The organism is Streptomyces narbonensis, assembly GCF_014649015.1.
Classification (GTDB): Bacteria; Actinomycetota; Actinomycetes; order Streptomycetales; family Streptomycetaceae; genus Streptomyces; species Streptomyces narbonensis.
The window spans coordinates 66,863-82,437 of sequence record NZ_BMSF01000005.1; the positions used below are offsets into that span (position 1 = coordinate 66,863).

Below are 15,575 nucleotides of genomic sequence, written 5' to 3' on the forward strand. Positions count from 1 at the left end.
TCGTAGAACGTGTTCCCATTCACTCGCGAGTGAGGAAGATCACATGAGTGAACACCCCCTGTCCGCCCAGGGAATCCACCGCGTAAGCCGCCGTAGCTTTCTCGCGGGAACAGGTTCTGTTCTCGGTGCCGCCGCCCTCGCCGGCACGATCACGACCCCCGCCCGCGCCGAGGTCCCCGGCCTGAACTGCACCCCCATCCCCTCCGGTTCCCACGTGCGCGCCCTCGTCATCGGCACCGGCTACGGCGGCTCCGTCGCCGCCCTGCGGCTCGCCCGCGCGGGCGTGGACGTCCACATGATCGAGATGGGCATGGCCTGGGACACCCCGGGCCCCGACGGCAAGATCTTCGCCAACACCACCACCCCGGACTACCGATCCTTCTGGCTGCGCACCCGCACCAGGCAGCCGCTGAGCCAGTTCCTCGGCTTCCCGCTCGACAAGGACGTCCCCATCCACACCGGCATCCTCGACGCCGAGGACTTCGCCGGCATCACCGTCTACCAGGGGCGCGGAGTCGGCGGCGGCTCGCTCGTCAACGGCGGGATGGCCGTCACCCCGCTCCGGGAGCGCTTCCCGGAGATCCTCCCCACCGTCGACCCGGCCGAGATGTACGCCACCTACTACCCGCGCGCCAACGCGGGCCTCGGCGTCACCTCGGTGGACGTGAACTGGTGGGAGGGCGCGGACTGTTACCAGTACGCCCGCGTCGGCCGGAAGCACGCCCAGCGCTCGGGGTTCCCCTTCGTCTTCGTGCCCAACGTCTACGACTGGGACTACATGAAGCAGGAGGCCGCCGGGGCGGTCCAGAAGTCCGCCCTGGCGGGCGAGGTCATCTACGGCAACAACGTCGGCAAGAAGAGCCTCCAGAAGACGTATCTCGCCCAGGCCGCCGCGACGGGCCGGGTGAACGTCTCCCCGCTGCACCGGGTGACCTCCGTCAGCCCGGCCGCCGCCGGCGGCTACACCGTGGTCATCGACCAGATCGACACCACCGGCGCGACCCTCGTCACCAAGACCGTCCGTGCCGACCGGGTCTTCTTCGCCGCCGGCAGCGTCGGCACCAGCAAGCTCCTCACCCGCCTCAAGGCGACCGGTGCCCTGCCCTCGCTCAACGAGCACATCGGCAAGGGCTGGGGCGACAACGGCAACGTCATGTGCGGCCGCGCCAACCACATGTGGGACCCCACCGGGAAGCTCCAGTCCTCCATGCCCACCGCGGGCATCGACAACTGGAACGCCGGCGGCGCCTTCGCGGAGGTCGCCCCGCTGCCCACCGGCATCGAGACCTACGCCTCCTTCTACCTCTCCATCACCCGCACCCCGCGCCGCGCCGAGTTCTCCTGGAACCCGGCCACCGGCAAGGTCGACCTCAGCTGGGACCGGGCCTGGAAGCAGACGTCCATCGACATGGCCAAGTCCATCTTCGACAAGATCAACAGCAAGGAGGGGACGATCTACCGCACCGACCTCTTCGGCGCGTACAAGATCTGGGGCGACCACCTCACGTACCACCCGCTCGGCGGCGCGGTCCTCGGCAGGGCGACCGACAACTACGGCCGGCTCCACGGCCACCCCGGCCTCTACGCCATCGACGGATCCCTGATCCCCGGCAACACCAGCGTCAACCCCTTCGTCACCATCACGGCCCTCGCCGAGCGCAACATCGAACGGATCGTCGCCGAGGACTTCTGACCTCGCGAACAGCCGGGGGGCCGGCCGGGAGACCGGCCGACCCCTCCTCGTGCTCCCCTCGACCTCAGTGGGTCGGCAGCACGCACACCGTGTCGAGACCGAGGACCCGGTTGAGCCGGCCGAACGCCAGCCACGAGCCCAGACTCATCGTCAGCTCCACGATCTCCGCCTGGCTGTACCGGGCCGTCATCCGCGCCCAGAACTCCTCGTCGAGGCCGTGGTGGTCCAGCGCGTACCGCTCCGCGTACTCGGCCGCGAGCCTCGTCCGCTCGTCGAAGTCCTCCGAGACCTCCGTCTCCCGCCAGGCCGCGACCACCTCGTCGAAGCCGTCCTCGACCTTCTCGCCGTCCCGGTCGGTGCGCCAGTCCAGGCAGAAGCCGCAGCCGTTGATCTGCGCGATCCGTAGCCGCGCCGCCTCGAACTCGCGCAGCCCCAGGGTCGTATGGGCGTACACCGACAGCGAGAAGTTCGCCGCCGCCGTCCCGATCTCCGGGACGATCTCGCCCCACACGTATCCGATCGGCTCCTGGCCCTCGGGAATGTCGATGATCATCGGGGTCCCCTTCCGAGCTTCCCGACCGCCGGCCTCAGCGGTACGTCCAACGCGTCGTACAGTCCCGGCTCCGCCGCCACCAGCCAGTCGATCGCCCCGACGAGCCGGCCCACCGCCGTGGCGTTGCCGCCCGCCGAGCGGTTCTCGCCCTCGTCGGTCGCGGCCACCGTCACCTCGATCCTCGGGCTGCCCTCGACGATCACCCGGTGCGCCCCCGCCCCGTCCGGCGGCACCGGCCAGTCCGGCGCGCACGAGGGATGGATGCGGGTGACGTGCTCGATGACGATCCGGGGCTCCCCGTCGACGATCCCCTGCACCTCGAAGCGGATCGCGCCCTGCGTACCCGCCTCGAAGACGCCCATCGTCCGCGTCTTCACCGAGGTCTCCAGCGGTCGCCGTTCCATCGTCTCGCGGATCTCGTCGAGCTCGGCGCCCAGCGCGCGGGCCATCAGCCGCACCTGCCCGCCCCAGATCATGGTCGGCACCGAGGGCCAGAGCATCGGCGGCTCGTACTCCATCGGCCGGCCCATGCCCACCAGCTCCCGGACCGACTCCTCCTGCTCGTACGTCGAGTAGTCGAAGATCTCCTGGCAGCGGATCACGTCCACCGTGGCGGCGAGTCCGCTCACGAGGAGCGGCAGCACGTCGTTCCCCCAGCCCGGGTCCACGCCCGAGACGAAGAGCGAACCGCCGCCCTCGGCGACCGCCGCGAGCACCGGATCCCGGAACTCGGGCGGCGCGTTGCGCTGGTCGTAGAGCGGGTACAGAGCGGGCGTCACCACCACCGCGCCCGCCGCCACCGCCCGAGACACGTCCGCGAGCGCCCCGTCGGGCCGGGTGTCGCCGGAGGCCGCGTACACCACCGCCCCCGGCCGCCCGTCCAGCACCGCGCCGACGTCGTCGTCGGCCACCACCCCGAGATCGCGGTCGAGCCCGGCGAGCCGGCCCGCGTCACGGCCGACCTTCGCCGGGTCGGACACGAGGACGGCCGCGAGTTCGAGACCCGGGTGGGCGTCCACGGCACGGATGGCCGCCCGCCCGACATTTCCGGTACCCCACACCACTGTCCGAATCATGCGCGGAGGGTAGCGCCGGGCCCCGAAGGTTCCCATACCCGCGACAGAACGATCTGACGATTCGTCAGTTATGGCTCGGGGAAGGGACGGTCAGCCCAGCCGGAGCGTCACGAACGGCACCGTGTCGCCCGGCAGGACGTACCGCTCGAACTCCACGAAGCCGCGCGCCAGCGCGAACCGCAGCCCCTCCTCGTTCGAGGCGAGGACCACCGTCTCGATCCCCTCGTCGCTCAACGTCCGCGCGTGCGCGAGTCCCCGTTCGTACAGCGCGGTCCCGAATCCCCGCTCCCGGAAGCCGGGCAGCGTCCGGGCGATGACGGTCGCCGCCGCCGTCTCCTCGTCCGGCGGGCGCACCGTCGAACAGCCGACCGCCACCTCCCCGAGGTACGCGACGTCGAGCCGGTTCCGCCCGGCCCGCTCCCGCACCTCGTCCAGGGTGAGGACGGCCGTGGGGATGATCGTGTTGTGGACGGTCCGCCAGTCCGCGAGCTGGGCCTCGGTCCGAGCCCGTTCGATACGAAGATCGTTCATCCGGGCAGGTAACCGCGCCCGGCGCGGCCGGTCAACCTCTTTCTCCCCGCGACAGGTAGTACGCCGAACGGGTGGGGGCGCGGCTCCGGCCGCAGCACCGCCCGCCGAACGGGTACGGATCGCTGCATTGCCCCCGGCCAGGAGGATGCCGTTCCATGCCCGTCCGCAAGGGTGCCCCCGCGCTGCGATACGCCGGCACGCTGTGCGCGGCCCTGCTGCTCACCGGCTGCGCGCGCACCGCCCCGCCCGCCCCCGCACCGTCCACCCCCAAGCCCCCGATCGCCTCCGCCCCCGCCGCCGGCGACGCCCGACCCGTGCGCGCCCCCCGGATCCCCGGCGTCGGCCCGCTCACCCAGGCCCGCATCCCCGACGGCACCACCCAGGCCTTCGTCGTCACCGGACCCACGGTGGACAGCAACACCGCCAGGGCCGTGCTCTACGAGCGGAACGCCGCGGGCCGGTGGAGCGAGGCCGCGGGACCGTGGTCCGCCCACAACGCGCTCCGCGGCTGGACCGCCGACCACGAGGCGGGGGACCTGCGCACCCCCATCGGCGTCTTCCGGCTCGGCGACGCGGGCGGGCGGCTCCCCGACCCGGGCGCCCGCCTGCCGTACGACCAGGACGAGGAGTTCGCCATCAGCGGCACCGGCTTCTCCGGCGAGTCCCTCGAAGGCTCCTTCGACCACGTCATCGCCATCGACTACAACCGGGTGCCCGGTCGCACCCCCCTCGACAAGGAGCGGCCGCTCGGCCCCGAGAAGGGCGGCGGTGTCTGGATCCACGTCGACCACGGCGGCCCCACGCAGGCCTGCGTCGCCCTGGAGCGCGGCACGCTGCGCGAGCTCCTCGTCGCCCTCGACCCCGCCCGCGAACCCGTCATCGTCATGGGCCCGGCCCCCGAGATCGCACGCTGAGGCCGACCGAGCGCGTCGAAGCCGACTGAGCGCGCTGAGACTGTCCGAGCGCGCTGAGGCCGCCCGAGCTCGCCGAGGCCGCCCGGGCACGTTGAGGCCGCCCGAGCTCGCCGAGGTCGATCGCGCGCCCTCGGGGCTCCCGGTGCATCTGTCACCGGGAGCCCCGAGGAGCCGGAGCCACGGGCGCGGTCAGCCCGTCCCCACCGCCCCGCCGCGGAACGAGGTCGTGTGGAGCCGTACCTGCTCCGGTGTCAGATAGGCGTCCGTGTACTCGAAGTCCCGCAGCGTCCCCGTCTTCGCCGCGAGGAAGCCGGTCCGGACGAAGTCGTCCCCGGCCACGGCGTTGAGCAGCCAGTTCGTCATGACCCGGGTCTTGGCCACGTTCGTCCGCAGCGCGGACCAGTGGTAGGCGCGGGCCACGGCCTGCGCAGGCATCCCGTGCAGCTCCACCCCGAGGGGCTTCGACACCCCGTCCATCCCGCCGAGGTCGACCACCAGTCCCAGGTCCTTGTGCACGTACGGCTGGGTCTTCTCGCCGCGCAGTGTCGCCACCACGTTGTCGGCGAGCGCCTTGCCCTGCCGCATCGCGTGCTGCGCCGTCGGCGGGCAGATCGCCCCCTCCTCGCCCTTGGCGAGATCGGGGACGGCCGCCGCGTCGCCGAGCCCCCAGACACCGTCGAGACCCGGCACGGCCATGTCGGGGGAGACGACGAGCCGGCCCCGGAGGGTCTCCGCGCCCAGCGTCCCGATCAGCGGGCTCGCCGCCACCCCGGCCGTCCAGATCAGCGTCCTGCTGGGCAGGACGCGCCCGTCCGTGAGGGTCACCGCGTCCTCGTCGACCGAGGCCACCGACACGCCGAGGGACACCTCGATGCCCCGGCCGGTCAGGATGTCCATCGCGGCGGTGCCCAGCTTCTCGCCCAGCTCGGGCATGAGCTTCGGCGCGATGTCGACCAGATGCCACTTGATCAGCCGGGGGTCGATCCTCGGATAGCGCTTGACCGCGTTGTGGGTGAGCAGCTGGAGGCAGGCCGCCGTCTCCGTGCCCGCGTAACCGCCGCCGACCACCACGAAGCACAGCCGCGCGGCCCGCTCGGCCTCGTCGTTGCTCGCGTCCGCGAGGTCCAGCTGCGCGATGACGTGGTCCCGGATGTACACGGCCTCGGCGAGCGTCTTCATGCCGCGCGCGTGCTCCGCGAGACCGGGGATGTCGAAGCTACGGGTCACACTGCCGGGAGCGAGGACGAGATGGTCGTACGGCTCCGTCATGAACTCGCCGGAGATCGTCCGCACCACGACCGCCTTCGCCGCCGTGTCCACCCCGACCGCCCCGCCGGGCACGATCCGCGTGCGGTGCCGCTCGCTGCGCCGCAACGACAGCGCCACCGACTGGGGGGTGAGCACCCCCGAGGCGACCTGGGGGAGCAGCGGCAGGTACAGCTGGTAGGAGAACGGCGAGAGGAGCGTGATCAGCGCCTCCCGGTCCGTCAGCCGCCGTTCGAGCCGCCGCACGCAGGCCACTCCGGCGAACCCGGCGCCCACCACGAGAATCCTCGGTCGAGTCACGCTGTCCGCCCTTTCGCTGACTATCCGTGCTCCACCCTTTTTATCCCCATTGCGGTGGTATCGCTCCTCGGCATGGTCTGCTTGACAGCCGTCCCCGAGGGTCAGAGGACGACGATCCCCAGCGGCCGCGAGCCCGCCGGGAGCCGTCGGGTGTCACCCGAGTCGAGGTCGACGACGGTCAGTCCGTCCCAGTACCCGTCCCGGGTGAATCCGCCGGTCACATAGGCCGTCCGCCCGTCCCGGGAGACGGCCACGCTCTCGTGGGGCCCCTCCAGCGGGTGGACCCGCTCGGTTCCGTCGGGCTTCCGCACGGTGAGCGAGGGCCCCTCGTCCACGTCCGGGTCGATCGGGCCCGTGCCCACCGTCAGGAGCGTCCCGTCGGCGGTCACAGCGGTGCCGTGCTGATGGGTGTCGGCCGTCATCGGCTCGATCGTCGTCCGGCCCGTGCGGGGATCGACGACCGCGAGCCGCTCCCCCTCGAAGGGCAGCAGCAGCCTGCCGTCCGAGGGCCGCACGGACGCGTAGTGCGGCTTGAGCCACGAGCCGAGCCCGCCCTCCGTGCCGTACGGGGCGACCTCCACGCGCCGCGGCCTCAGCGAGCCGGCTTCGACGACCGTGACGTCGAAGGAGTCGTGGTTCGTCACGTACACCTCCGCGCCGTCCCGCGACACGTCGACGTCGAAGGGGCGCCGCCCCACCGGCACCGTGTCCGTGAACCGCAGGGCCGTCGTGTCGAGGACCTCCAGCGTGCCGTTCCCGCCGGGCACGTTGACCCCGACGTACACCCGCCGTCCGTCCGGCGCGAGCGCGATGCCCATGCCGCCGCCCCGGTACTCGCCCATGGTCGCGGGACCGCTGTCCGTCCGGTACGGCACGAGAGCCAGCCGCTCCCGGCGCTCCGTGTCCACGACCGCAACCCCCTCGGCCGTCGCCACCCAGGCGCGGCCGTCGGCGCCGAGGACGACACCGTACGGAGCGGTGCCGACCTTCACGGAGCCCGTGGGCCCGCGCTCGGGGTCGACGAAGGTGACCGTGTCCGAGCCGAAGTCGGTCACGAGCAGCGTGCCCGGAGCAGCCGAGGCGGAGGAGTCCGGCAGGGACACGGAGCCGGAGGGCGCCGGTGTGACGGCACCTGACGCGCCCGTGGAGGGCGTGCCGCCGGGGGCGGTGCCGGTGGCGGGGGAGGTGCCATGGGCGGGGGAGGCGCCCTCCGCCGCCCCCGACCCCTGCGCGCAGCCCGCGAGCAGGGCGACGGCCACCGCGCCGGGCACGAGGACCCGGGCGGAGCGGGACGCACGGCGGAACTTCGTCATGGAGGACTCCTCGGTACGGGGCACACGCGGACGGCACCGCTCGGGAGCGGTCTCCGCGCCTGCCCCGATCCTCCGCCCGCGCGGGGCCCCGCACGGTCCGCCGCTCGGCCTCGGACCGGCGGTCGGACGGTCGACCCGCGGGTCCACCGATCGGCTGACCCCGGCCCGCGCGCCTGTCCGTTACGCCTTCAGGCCGGCCAGGAAGCCGAGGACGCGCTCGACGCACACGCCGGTCGCCTCCGGCACGAAGGACGCCGCCCCGCGCTCCGCGAACAGGTGCGCACTCCCGGGGTACAGGAACAGCTCCCGGCCCTCGGCGTCCGCGACCAGCTCGCGTGCCGCCGCCAGGTCGCCGTCCTCGACGAAGAACGGGTCCTGCTCCATCGCATGCACCTGCACCGGGAGGCCCTCCGGCCAGTGACGGCCGAACGCGCCCTCCGTCACACAGGCGCTCAGCAGCAGGGCGCCCCGCGCCCCGGCCCGGGACTGCGCCAGCTTCTGCGCGGGCAGCACGCCGAGCGAGAACCCGGCGTACACGAGCTCGGCCGGCAGCGCCTCGGCCGCCCGCTCGCCGCGCTCCGTGAGGACGCCGAACCCGACCTCCTGGGCGTACGCGCCCCCGGCCTCCAGGTCGTCGAAGGTCCGGCCCTCGTACAGGTCGGGCACGTGCACCGTGTGCCCGGCCCGCCGCAGCTCGTCGGCGAACGCGACGACCCCCTCCGTCAGCCCGAGCGCGTGATGGAAGAGCAGAACCTCGGCCATGTGGTCATCCCCTGGTCTCCGTCGGGGCCCGTCCGACCGGCACGGGCCTTACGGGAGACATCGTGACCCACGGCACTGACAAGATGCCCTGCCCTCGGACCTCCGAGGCCGGGCGCAAGTCCTCAGCGCATCGGTCGGTGCGGCATGACGGCGGCGCCGGCCTGCACCATGGCAGCGCCCTGCCCCATCGCGGCACCCTGGCCCATCGGACTGCCCTGCCCCATCGCGGCACCCTGGCCCATCGGACCGCCCTGGCCCATCGGACCGCCCTGGCCCATCGGCCCCTGCCCCATCGGACCGCCCTGACCCATCGGGCCCGCGTGCCCGGCGACGGCCAGCTGCGCGCCGACACCGGCGTGCGCGACGCCGCCCTGCGGCCCCGCAACCCCCTGCGGCGGCACCTGGATCACCCGGCTGAGGTCACGCAGCACCTCCTCGGCGACCTGGCGGACGTCGGCCGGAACATCCCCCCGCTCCCGTATGAGCTCGGCGTAGATCGGTGCCGTGCCGTCCGCGTGGTTCATGGGGCTCGCTTCCTTCGACTGCGCCGGTTCCGTCACCGGCGGGGGCGACGGCGAGTCTACGGGGCACCACCGACACGCCGGGCTCGGGGAGCCCGCCGCCCTGCCCGATCCCGGCCCCCGCAGGGGAATATTCGCTGTCCTCCGGATCGCCTCGCCGTGAGAATGGATCACCGGACCAACGGGAGGGACCCCATGAGCCAGGCGACCCTGACTCTGCACGACCTGATGGCGCCCGAGGAGCTCGACGAAGCCCTCGCGGCCGGGCACATCGCCCGCAGGAGCCACCCCGAGCTGCCTCTGTCGATCTACACGTACACGCGCGCGTGCCAGTACGAACAGCGCTGGAACCGTGCCACCACCCGCTGCCGGGGCCTCGTCGCCGACGACACCACCGGACGGATCGTCGCGCTGCCCCTCCCCAAGTTCTTCAACCTCTCCGAACACACCTCGGGCCGCCCCTACGCGCCGCCGCTGCCCGACGAGCCCTTCGAGGTGTACGACAAGGTCGACGGCAGCCTCGCCGTCGTCTTCCACTACGACGGCCGCTGGCGCGCCGCCTCCAAGGGCTCCTTCACGAGCACCCAGGCCACCTGGGCGCAGCGCCGGCTCGACGACACCGACACCTCGGGCCTGACCCCCGGTGTGACGTACCTCGCCGAGATCCTCTACCCGCAGAACCGCATCGTCGTGAACTACGGCGACCGCCGCGATCTCGTCCTGCTCGCCGCCTTCGGCCCGGACGGCACCGAGACGCCCCTTGCCGAGGCCGCGGGCCCCTGGGGTCCCGTCGGCTCCGTCGTCCGCGTCTGGCCCGCCATGACCGTCGCCGAACTCGTCGCCCTGACCGAGTCCAACACCCTGCCGGGCGGCGCCCCCGCCACCGGTACCGACGCCGAGGGCTTCGTGCTCCGCTTCGCCTCCGGCGTGCGCGCCAAGGCCAAGATCGCCGAGTACGTACGCCTCCACAAGGTGCTCACCGGCGTCACCGAGCGGGACATCTGGCGCGGCCACGGCATCCAGCGCTTCGCCGCCCTGCCCGCCGGACAGCTGGCCAAGGGCATCGGCTGCTCCGTCGCCGAGGTCGAGGCCTCCGGCGGCAAGCCGCTCGACGCCCTCCTGGAGCAGGTCCCCGACGAGTTCGACGCCTGGGTCCGCGAGGTGATCACCCGCCTCGAAGCCGCCGCCGCGAGCCGCGAGCGGGCCCTCGACGAGGCGTACGCTGAGCTCGCCCACCTGGCGGGCGACCGTGCCGCCTTCGCCCGCGCCGCGGCGGACGTCCCCGACCGGGCCCTGCGCGCGCTGCTCTTCCTGCGCCTCGACGGGCGCCCCACCGACCTCCTCGTCTGGCGCCAGCTGCGCCCCGAGGCGGCCGACCCCTTCACTCACGACGAGGAGAACTGACCGTGCCTGTGGTCCATGTCATGACGGGCCTCCCGGCCTCCGGGAAGACGACGGCCGCCCGAGCCCTCCAGGCCGAGGCCGAGGGCCGCGTGCGCCGGGTCAACCTGGACGACCTGCGGACCATGCTCGACGTGCCCGCCCCCGAGCGGGGCCGCTCGCACGCCCACGAGCGGACCGTCCTCGACATCCAGGACGCGGCCGTCCGGTCCGCCGTCGACGACGGCTTCGACGTCGTCGTCGACAACACCCATCTGACCCCGCACATCCCGAAGCGGCTCAAGGCCGCCGTCACCGGCCGGCCGGTCACCTTCCTCGTGCACGACTTCACCCACGTCCCCGTCGACGAGTGCGTCCGCCGGGACGCGGCCCGCGAGCGGCCCGTCGGCGAGGAGATCATCAGGATCCTCGCCGACAAGCACGCCAAGGCCACCCGCGGCGGCTGGCGCCTCACCGCCGAGTGGCTCGGCGGTGAGCCCGCGGGCACGCCGTACGTCCCCGACCCGGCGCTCCCGTCGGCAGTGATGTGCGACATCGACGGCACCCTCGCGCTGCGCGGCGACCGCGGCCCGTACGACTTCACGCGCTGCGACATCGACCTGCTCAACGCGTCCGTGCGCGACGCCCTCCGTGCCTTCCGGGCCGCCGAGAGCGACCGGATCGTCCTGCTGTCCGGGCGCAGCGAGGACCACCGCGAGATCACCGAGGCCTGGCTCGCCCGCCACGACGTGCCCTACGACGAGCTGTGGATGCGCGCCTCCGGCGACGGCCGCGGCGACGACATCGTGAAGGCCGAGCTCTTCGACGCCCAGGTGCGCCACCGCTACGCCGTCCGCGTCTCCCTGGACGACCGCGACCGCGTCGTCGCCCTCTGGCGCCGCATGGGCCTGCCCACCTGGCAGGTCAACTACGGCAACTTCTGACCGGCCGACCGGGGGCGGGGCCGCCCGCCCCCGGCGCCGTGTCAGGATCGTGGGATGGTGGAAAAGATCATCGCGGCGTGCGACGGCGCGTCCAAGGGAAACCCCGGCCCCGCGGCCTGGGCCTGGGTCATCGGCGGTTCCGACGGTTCGGTCGACCGCTGGGAGGCGGGCCCCCTCGGCAGGGCGACGAACAACGTCGCCGAACTCACGGCCCTGGAAAGACTGCTCGAAACCCTCGACCCGGCGGTGCCCGCCGAGGTCCGCATGGACTCGCAGTACGCCATGAAGGCCGTCACGACCTGGCTCCCGGGCTGGCGGCGCAAGGGCTGGAAGACGGCGGCGGGCACCCCCGTCGCCAACAAGGACCTCGTCGTCCGGATCGACTCGCTGCTCACCGGCCGGGACGTCGACTTCGTCTACGTCCCCGCGCACCAGGTCGACGGAGACCCCCTGAACGACGCCGCCGACCGTGCGGCAAGTCACAGCGCCCGGACGCAGGAGCCCCTCGGCTCCGCCGCCGGCTCCCCGCTGCCCCCGCCCGAACCGGCGACACGCTCCTCCGCGCCCCGCTCGCGCTCCTCCGCGCCCTCCGGCTCGTCCGGCTCGTCCGGCCCCTCCTCGACCCGCAAGGGTCGCCCGAACGGCGGCACGCTCAAGGCCCGATTCTCCGGCCGCTGCCGCTGCGGGAAGGCGTACGACAAGGGCGAGACGATCGCGAAGAACGCCGAGGGCTGGGGCCATCCCACCTGCGTCTGAGCACCTTCACCGTCCGACTGGCGGGCGGCTCCGTCCGCCCCGTGAGACCGGCGTACCCGGGTGTCCGAGAGGCTTCACCCACGCGTGTATCCGGGTTCGTTCGGGGTTCTGTTCACCGAGCTGTTGTGGCTGCATACTGTCCTTCCTCGCACCGGTGACGAACCGTTTTACCTGCTCGTTTGTCGCTCGCTTGACGTGATCGGCACCGGCGAGAACCTCCCCCCTGCTTCCGTCGCGGACCACCCGCGCCGGCGGCTTTCCCTGCCCGTGAAAGACCCGAGGTTCCGTGCCAGTACCTGTTCTCCTGACCGGGCGCACCGTGCGCCTGGAGCCGCTGGCGATGCGGCACGCCGACGCCCTCGCCCGGGCCGGCGGGGCGGACCGAGCGGCCTACGCCTTCACCCCCGTGCCCGACGGCTTCGAATCGGCCCTCGACTACATCGCCCGCGCCCTCGCGGATCAGGCGGCGGGCCGGTGCCTGCCCTTCGCCGTGGTCAGTACGGCCGACGAACGAGTCATCGGCTCGACCCGCTTCCTCGAACTCGACTACTGGCGGGGCCCCTTGATCTGGCCCCCCGTTCCCGGCCTGCCCCACGGCGATCCGCTGACCGCCGTCCCGGACGCGGCCGAGATCGGGAACACCTGGATCGCCGGCGACGCCCGGGGCACCGGCATCAACACCGAGGCCAAGTACCTGATGTTCCGGCACGCCTTCGAAACCTGGGGCGTCCGCCGCATCACGATGCGCGCCGACGCCCGCAACACCCGCTCGCGGATCGCGATCGAACGTCTCGGCGCCACCTGCGAAGGGGTCCGCAGGGCCCACTCGCGCGGTCTCGACGGAGCGGTCCGCGACACGGCCTTCTACTCGATCCTCGACGAGGAGTGGCCCACGGTCCGCGACATCGTCGAACTCCGCATGGCGACCCCCCGCCAGGTGCGCGTCCCCCAGGACCTGCTCCCGGCCTGATCTGCCCCGACACCCCGGAACCACCGCTCCGACGGGCGCTCGCGCCCTCACGTGAGCGGTGGTTCCATGGAAGGGACGGGAAGGACTCGCCACAGAGGACGCGGGGTAGCGGTCGATCGCTGGCCGTGCACCGTGCAATCAGGATCCGCGAGAAGCGGATGAGTCCTTCCCGCCCCTAGGGGTGTCTTGCCGATCAGGCCGGGCTCGCGGCCGTGATGCCCAGCTCGCGGTGCCGGCGCGACGACGGCCCGCCTCCCCGGTGTTCGTGTTCGACCGGATCGAGCCGCCCGCCGGTGGCCCGGTACGGTGATCGGGAAAGCGAGCCGCCAAGGGAAAGGGCCGAGTGATCGTGCCGACCGGAACGCCCGACGTACTCCTCCGGACGGAGGGCCGGGCCGGGTTCATCACCCTGAACCGCCCCCGCGCCATCAACGCGCTCACCCACCCCATGGTCCTCGCCGTCGACCGGGCCCTCACCGACTGGGAGCACGACCCGGCCGTCACCACCGTCGTCATCGAGGGCTCGGGGGAGCGGGGCCTCTGCGCGGGCGGCGACATCCGCGCCATCCACGACGACGCCCGCGCCGGCGGCACGGCGTCCACGGCCTTCTGGCGGGACGAGTACCGGCTCAACGCCCGCATCTCCCGCTACCCGAAGCCCTACGTCGCCTTCATGGACGGCATCGTCATGGGCGGCGGCGTCGGCGTCTCCGCGCACGGCTCCGTCCGCGTCGTCACGGAACGCTCCAGGGTCGCCATGCCGGAGACAGGCATCGGCCTCGTCCCGGACGTCGGCGGCACCTACCTCCTCGGCCGCGCCCCCGGTGAACTCGGCACCCATCTCGCTCTCACCGGCGCCCACATCGGCGCTGCCGACGCCCTCCTCACCGGCCTCGCCGACCACGTCGTCCCCTCCGCCGCGTTGCCCGCTCTGACCAGGGACCTGACCCTCCTGCCCGCCGACGAGGCCGTCGCCCGGCACGCCGTGACACCACAGCCCGGAGTCCTGGCCGAGCAGCGGACGTGGATCGACGCCTGCTATCGGCCGGAGACGGTCGAGGCGATCGTCGAGCAGCTCTTCGAGACCGGCGTCCCGGCCGCCAAGGAGGCCGCCACCACCCTCCTCGCGAAGTCCCCGACTGCGCTCAAGGCCACCCTGGCCACCCTCCGCCGCTCCCGCGGGCTCGCGACCCTCGAAGAGGTCCTGGACCTGGAGTTCCGGGTGTCCTGCACGGCACTCACCACCCCCGACCTCGTCGAGGGCATCCGCGCCCAGGTCGTCGACAAGGACCGTGACCCCCGCTGGGCGCCGCCGACGCTCCCCGAGGTCACGGACGCGGACGTCACCCGCTTCTTCTCGCCCCCGCCCGGCGGCGACCTCGGCCTGGCGGCCGCGCTCCCGCACGCGTAACAGCCGCGCCCGCGGGGCCCGAGGCCCCCGGCCCACCCCTCAGCGGGGCCAGTCGGGGGCCGGGTCCTCGTCGAGCAGGGGACGCAGGGCGCCGACGAGCGCGCCGACGCACACGTCGCGCAGTTCGGTGCGGGTGCACGTCTCGTGCGTCAGCCAGTCGACGCACAGCACCTGGACGAAGACCAGCCAGCTCTTCACCACGGCGGACACGGCTTCCCGGGACCGGTCGTCGGCGAGCGGCAGCACGCCGAGGAGACGCTCGCGCAGGGCGTCGAGTTCGTCGGACATGATCGTCTGGACGAGCAGGTCCCCGGCCAGGACGCGGTTGGCCGCGAGGACGGTGTTGCGGTTCTCCGCGAAGTACTCGATGTGGGCGTCCAGCCCCTCCACGAGCTGCTCGACCAGCGTGTCGTCGGGATCGAACCGCGCCTTGGCGAGCAGCTCATCGGAGACCTGCTGGTAGAGGGCCGCGAAGAGATCGCGCTTGCTGGGGAAGTGCTGGTAGAGCAGCGCGCGGGAGACCCCCGCCTGCTCGGCCACGTCCTCCATCAGGACGAGGTCGTACGGCTGCGCCGCGAAGAGCCGTGCGGCGACCCCCAGGAGCTGGGCGCGGCGGTCGGCGGGGCTGAGTCGTCTGCGGGGAGGCACCCCGCCACTCTACTTGACATACGTCTAGTAAGCGGCCGTACCCTACGGGGACACGTCTACTGGACGTGTGTCCACTAGCTGGGGGTTGCCGACATGACCAGAGCCAAGACGCTCCGGGGACTCGTCCTGACGATGGGGTACGCCTGCGCGGCGATCGGGATCGCCCACGTCCTGCTCGGAAACGCCTCGATCCCGGGCGCCGAGTCGGCCGGCCCGACGATCGACAGCCTCGGCCGCTTCTTCGGCGCGATCTTCGCCGGCTACGGCCTCGCCTGGCTCTGGGCGGCCAGGCAGCGGCCCATTCCCGCCACCGCCGTCCGCCTGCTCACCGCGGTGTTCCTGCTGGGAGCCCTGGGCCGCCTCCTCTCCCTCGCCGTCCAGGGACGGCCCCACGGCTTCCAGCTGGCACTCGCCGCCCTCGAACTCGCCCTCTCCCCGCTGCTGTTCTGGCTCGCCGACGCCGAGGAGAAGGCGAACCCCGCGCCGCGCGCCCCGAGCGCGACCGCCTGACGGGCCGACGCGGGCGCGTCAGCCCCC

The 15,575-nt window shown here is 72.9% G+C and carries 16 protein-coding genes; 8 read left to right on the forward strand and 8 right to left on the reverse strand.

What is annotated here, in order from left to right; translation table 11 throughout:
* The first annotated feature begins 43 nt into the window (after positions 1 to 43).
* On the forward strand, positions 44 to 1,693 hold the full coding sequence (locus IE124_RS11015; protein WP_189507353.1) for a GMC oxidoreductase: 1,650 nt from the start codon (positions 44 to 46) through the stop codon (positions 1,691 to 1,693).
* Positions 1,694 to 1,757: 64 nt separating this feature from the next.
* On the opposite strand, the gene IE124_RS11020 is transcribed toward IE124_RS11015, so the two are convergent.
* The 3 genes from IE124_RS11020 to IE124_RS11030 all read right to left on the reverse strand — a co-directional run bounded on the left by IE124_RS11020 (position 1,758) and on the right by IE124_RS11030 (position 3,853).
* Positions 1,758 to 2,246: a carboxymuconolactone decarboxylase family protein gene (locus tag IE124_RS11020; RefSeq protein WP_189507355.1), complete on the reverse strand. Its 489-nt coding sequence runs from the start codon at positions 2,244 to 2,246 to the stop codon at positions 1,758 to 1,760.
* The gene (locus IE124_RS11025; RefSeq protein ID WP_189507357.1) at positions 2,243 to 3,322 is read right to left on the reverse strand and encodes an NAD(P)H-dependent amine dehydrogenase family protein; all 1,080 of its coding nucleotides are present in this window, start codon (positions 3,320 to 3,322) and stop codon (positions 2,243 to 2,245) included. The genes IE124_RS11020 and IE124_RS11025 overlap by 4 nt, the downstream gene beginning before the upstream one ends.
* 90 nt (positions 3,323 to 3,412) lie before the next feature.
* Positions 3,413 to 3,853 (reverse strand): GNAT family N-acetyltransferase, encoded by a 441-nt coding sequence (locus IE124_RS11030; protein WP_189507359.1) that lies wholly within the window; start codon positions 3,851 to 3,853, stop codon positions 3,413 to 3,415.
* 155 nt (positions 3,854 to 4,008) lie between these two features.
* Here IE124_RS11030 and IE124_RS11035 point away from each other — a divergent pair, with 155 nt between their 5' ends.
* Entirely contained in the window at positions 4,009 to 4,767 is a 759-nt protein-coding gene (locus tag IE124_RS11035) for a hypothetical protein (protein WP_189507361.1), read from the forward strand.
* Positions 4,768 to 4,956: 189 nt separating this feature from the next.
* On the opposite strand, the gene IE124_RS11040 is transcribed toward IE124_RS11035, so the two are convergent.
* The 4 genes from IE124_RS11040 to IE124_RS11055 form a co-directional block, all read right to left on the reverse strand.
* Positions 4,957 to 6,333 carry an NAD(P)/FAD-dependent oxidoreductase gene (locus tag IE124_RS11040; protein WP_189507363.1) on the reverse strand — a complete coding sequence of 459 codons (1,377 nt, stop codon included), beginning with the start codon at positions 6,331 to 6,333 and terminating at the stop codon, positions 4,957 to 4,959.
* A 101-nt stretch (positions 6,334 to 6,434) separates the two neighbouring features.
* Complete coding sequence (locus IE124_RS11045) at positions 6,435 to 7,646, reverse strand: YncE family protein (protein ID WP_189507365.1); 1,212 nt, start codon at positions 7,644 to 7,646, stop codon at positions 6,435 to 6,437.
* Between the two features lie 180 nt (positions 7,647 to 7,826).
* A complete protein-coding gene (locus tag IE124_RS11050; protein ID WP_189507367.1) occupies positions 7,827 to 8,408 on the reverse strand; it encodes a dienelactone hydrolase family protein in 582 nt (193 codons plus the stop codon).
* A gap of 122 nt (positions 8,409 to 8,530) precedes the next feature.
* The gene (locus IE124_RS11055) at positions 8,531 to 8,932 is read right to left on the reverse strand and encodes a hypothetical protein (protein ID WP_189507370.1); all 402 of its coding nucleotides are present in this window, start codon (positions 8,930 to 8,932) and stop codon (positions 8,531 to 8,533) included.
* Between the two features lie 192 nt (positions 8,933 to 9,124).
* On the opposite strand from IE124_RS11055, the gene IE124_RS11060 reads away from it, so the two are divergent.
* The 5 genes from IE124_RS11060 to IE124_RS11080 all read left to right on the forward strand — a co-directional run bounded on the left by IE124_RS11060 (position 9,125) and on the right by IE124_RS11080 (position 14,390).
* Positions 9,125 to 10,333, forward strand: coding sequence for an RNA ligase (locus IE124_RS11060; protein ID WP_189507372.1), 1,209 nt, complete (start codon positions 9,125 to 9,127; stop codon positions 10,331 to 10,333).
* A gap of 2 nt (positions 10,334 to 10,335) precedes the next feature.
* Positions 10,336 to 11,253 carry a phosphatase domain-containing protein gene (locus tag IE124_RS11065; RefSeq protein WP_229832362.1) on the forward strand — a complete coding sequence of 306 codons (918 nt, stop codon included), beginning with the start codon at positions 10,336 to 10,338 and terminating at the stop codon, positions 11,251 to 11,253.
* 54 nt (positions 11,254 to 11,307) lie between these two features.
* A complete protein-coding gene (locus IE124_RS11070) occupies positions 11,308 to 12,009 on the forward strand; it encodes a ribonuclease H family protein (protein ID WP_189507374.1) in 702 nt (233 codons plus the stop codon).
* 286 nt (positions 12,010 to 12,295) lie between these two features.
* On the forward strand, positions 12,296 to 12,979 hold the full coding sequence (locus IE124_RS11075) for a GNAT family N-acetyltransferase (protein ID WP_189507376.1): 684 nt from the start codon (positions 12,296 to 12,298) through the stop codon (positions 12,977 to 12,979).
* Between the two features lie 343 nt (positions 12,980 to 13,322).
* On the forward strand, positions 13,323 to 14,390 hold the full coding sequence (locus tag IE124_RS11080) for an enoyl-CoA hydratase/isomerase family protein (protein ID WP_189507378.1): 1,068 nt from the start codon (positions 13,323 to 13,325) through the stop codon (positions 14,388 to 14,390).
* A gap of 39 nt (positions 14,391 to 14,429) precedes the next feature.
* On the opposite strand, the gene IE124_RS11085 is transcribed toward IE124_RS11080, so the two are convergent.
* Entirely contained in the window at positions 14,430 to 15,038 is a 609-nt protein-coding gene (locus IE124_RS11085) for a TetR/AcrR family transcriptional regulator (protein ID WP_189507381.1), read from the reverse strand.
* A gap of 93 nt (positions 15,039 to 15,131) precedes the next feature.
* Between IE124_RS11085 and IE124_RS11090 the strand changes: the two genes are divergently transcribed.
* Complete coding sequence (locus IE124_RS11090; protein ID WP_189507383.1) at positions 15,132 to 15,548, forward strand: DUF4345 domain-containing protein; 417 nt, start codon at positions 15,132 to 15,134, stop codon at positions 15,546 to 15,548.
* The last annotated feature ends 27 nt before the right edge of the window (positions 15,549 to 15,575 follow it).

What these genes read in the sequence shown, in the direction of transcription:
- IE124_RS11035 (WP_189507361.1), top strand. Translation starts at nt 4,009, where the DNA reads ATGCCCGTCCGCAAGGGTGCCCCCGCGCTGCGATACGCCGGCACGCTG.
- IE124_RS11070 (WP_189507374.1), top strand. Translation starts at nt 11,308, where the DNA reads ATGGTGGAAAAGATCATCGCGGCGTGCGACGGCGCGTCCAAGGGAAAC.
- IE124_RS11050 (WP_189507367.1), bottom strand. Translation starts at nt 8,408, where the DNA reads ATGGCCGAGGTTCTGCTCTTCCATCACGCGCTCGGGCTGACGGAGGGG.
- IE124_RS11055 (WP_189507370.1), bottom strand. Translation starts at nt 8,932, where the DNA reads ATGAACCACGCGGACGGCACGGCACCGATCTACGCCGAGCTCATACGG.
- IE124_RS11020 (WP_189507355.1), bottom strand. Translation starts at nt 2,246, where the DNA reads ATGATCATCGACATTCCCGAGGGCCAGGAGCCGATCGGATACGTGTGG.
- IE124_RS11015 (WP_189507353.1), top strand. Translation starts at nt 44, where the DNA reads ATGAGTGAACACCCCCTGTCCGCCCAGGGAATCCACCGCGTAAGCCGC.
- IE124_RS11025 (WP_189507357.1), bottom strand. Translation starts at nt 3,322, where the DNA reads ATGATTCGGACAGTGGTGTGGGGTACCGGAAATGTCGGGCGGGCGGCC.
- IE124_RS11030 (WP_189507359.1), bottom strand. Translation starts at nt 3,853, where the DNA reads ATGAACGATCTTCGTATCGAACGGGCTCGGACCGAGGCCCAGCTCGCG.
- IE124_RS11045 (WP_189507365.1), bottom strand. Translation starts at nt 7,646, where the DNA reads ATGACGAAGTTCCGCCGTGCGTCCCGCTCCGCCCGGGTCCTCGTGCCC.
- IE124_RS11060 (WP_189507372.1), top strand. Translation starts at nt 9,125, where the DNA reads ATGAGCCAGGCGACCCTGACTCTGCACGACCTGATGGCGCCCGAGGAG.
- IE124_RS11090 (WP_189507383.1), top strand. Translation starts at nt 15,132, where the DNA reads ATGACCAGAGCCAAGACGCTCCGGGGACTCGTCCTGACGATGGGGTAC.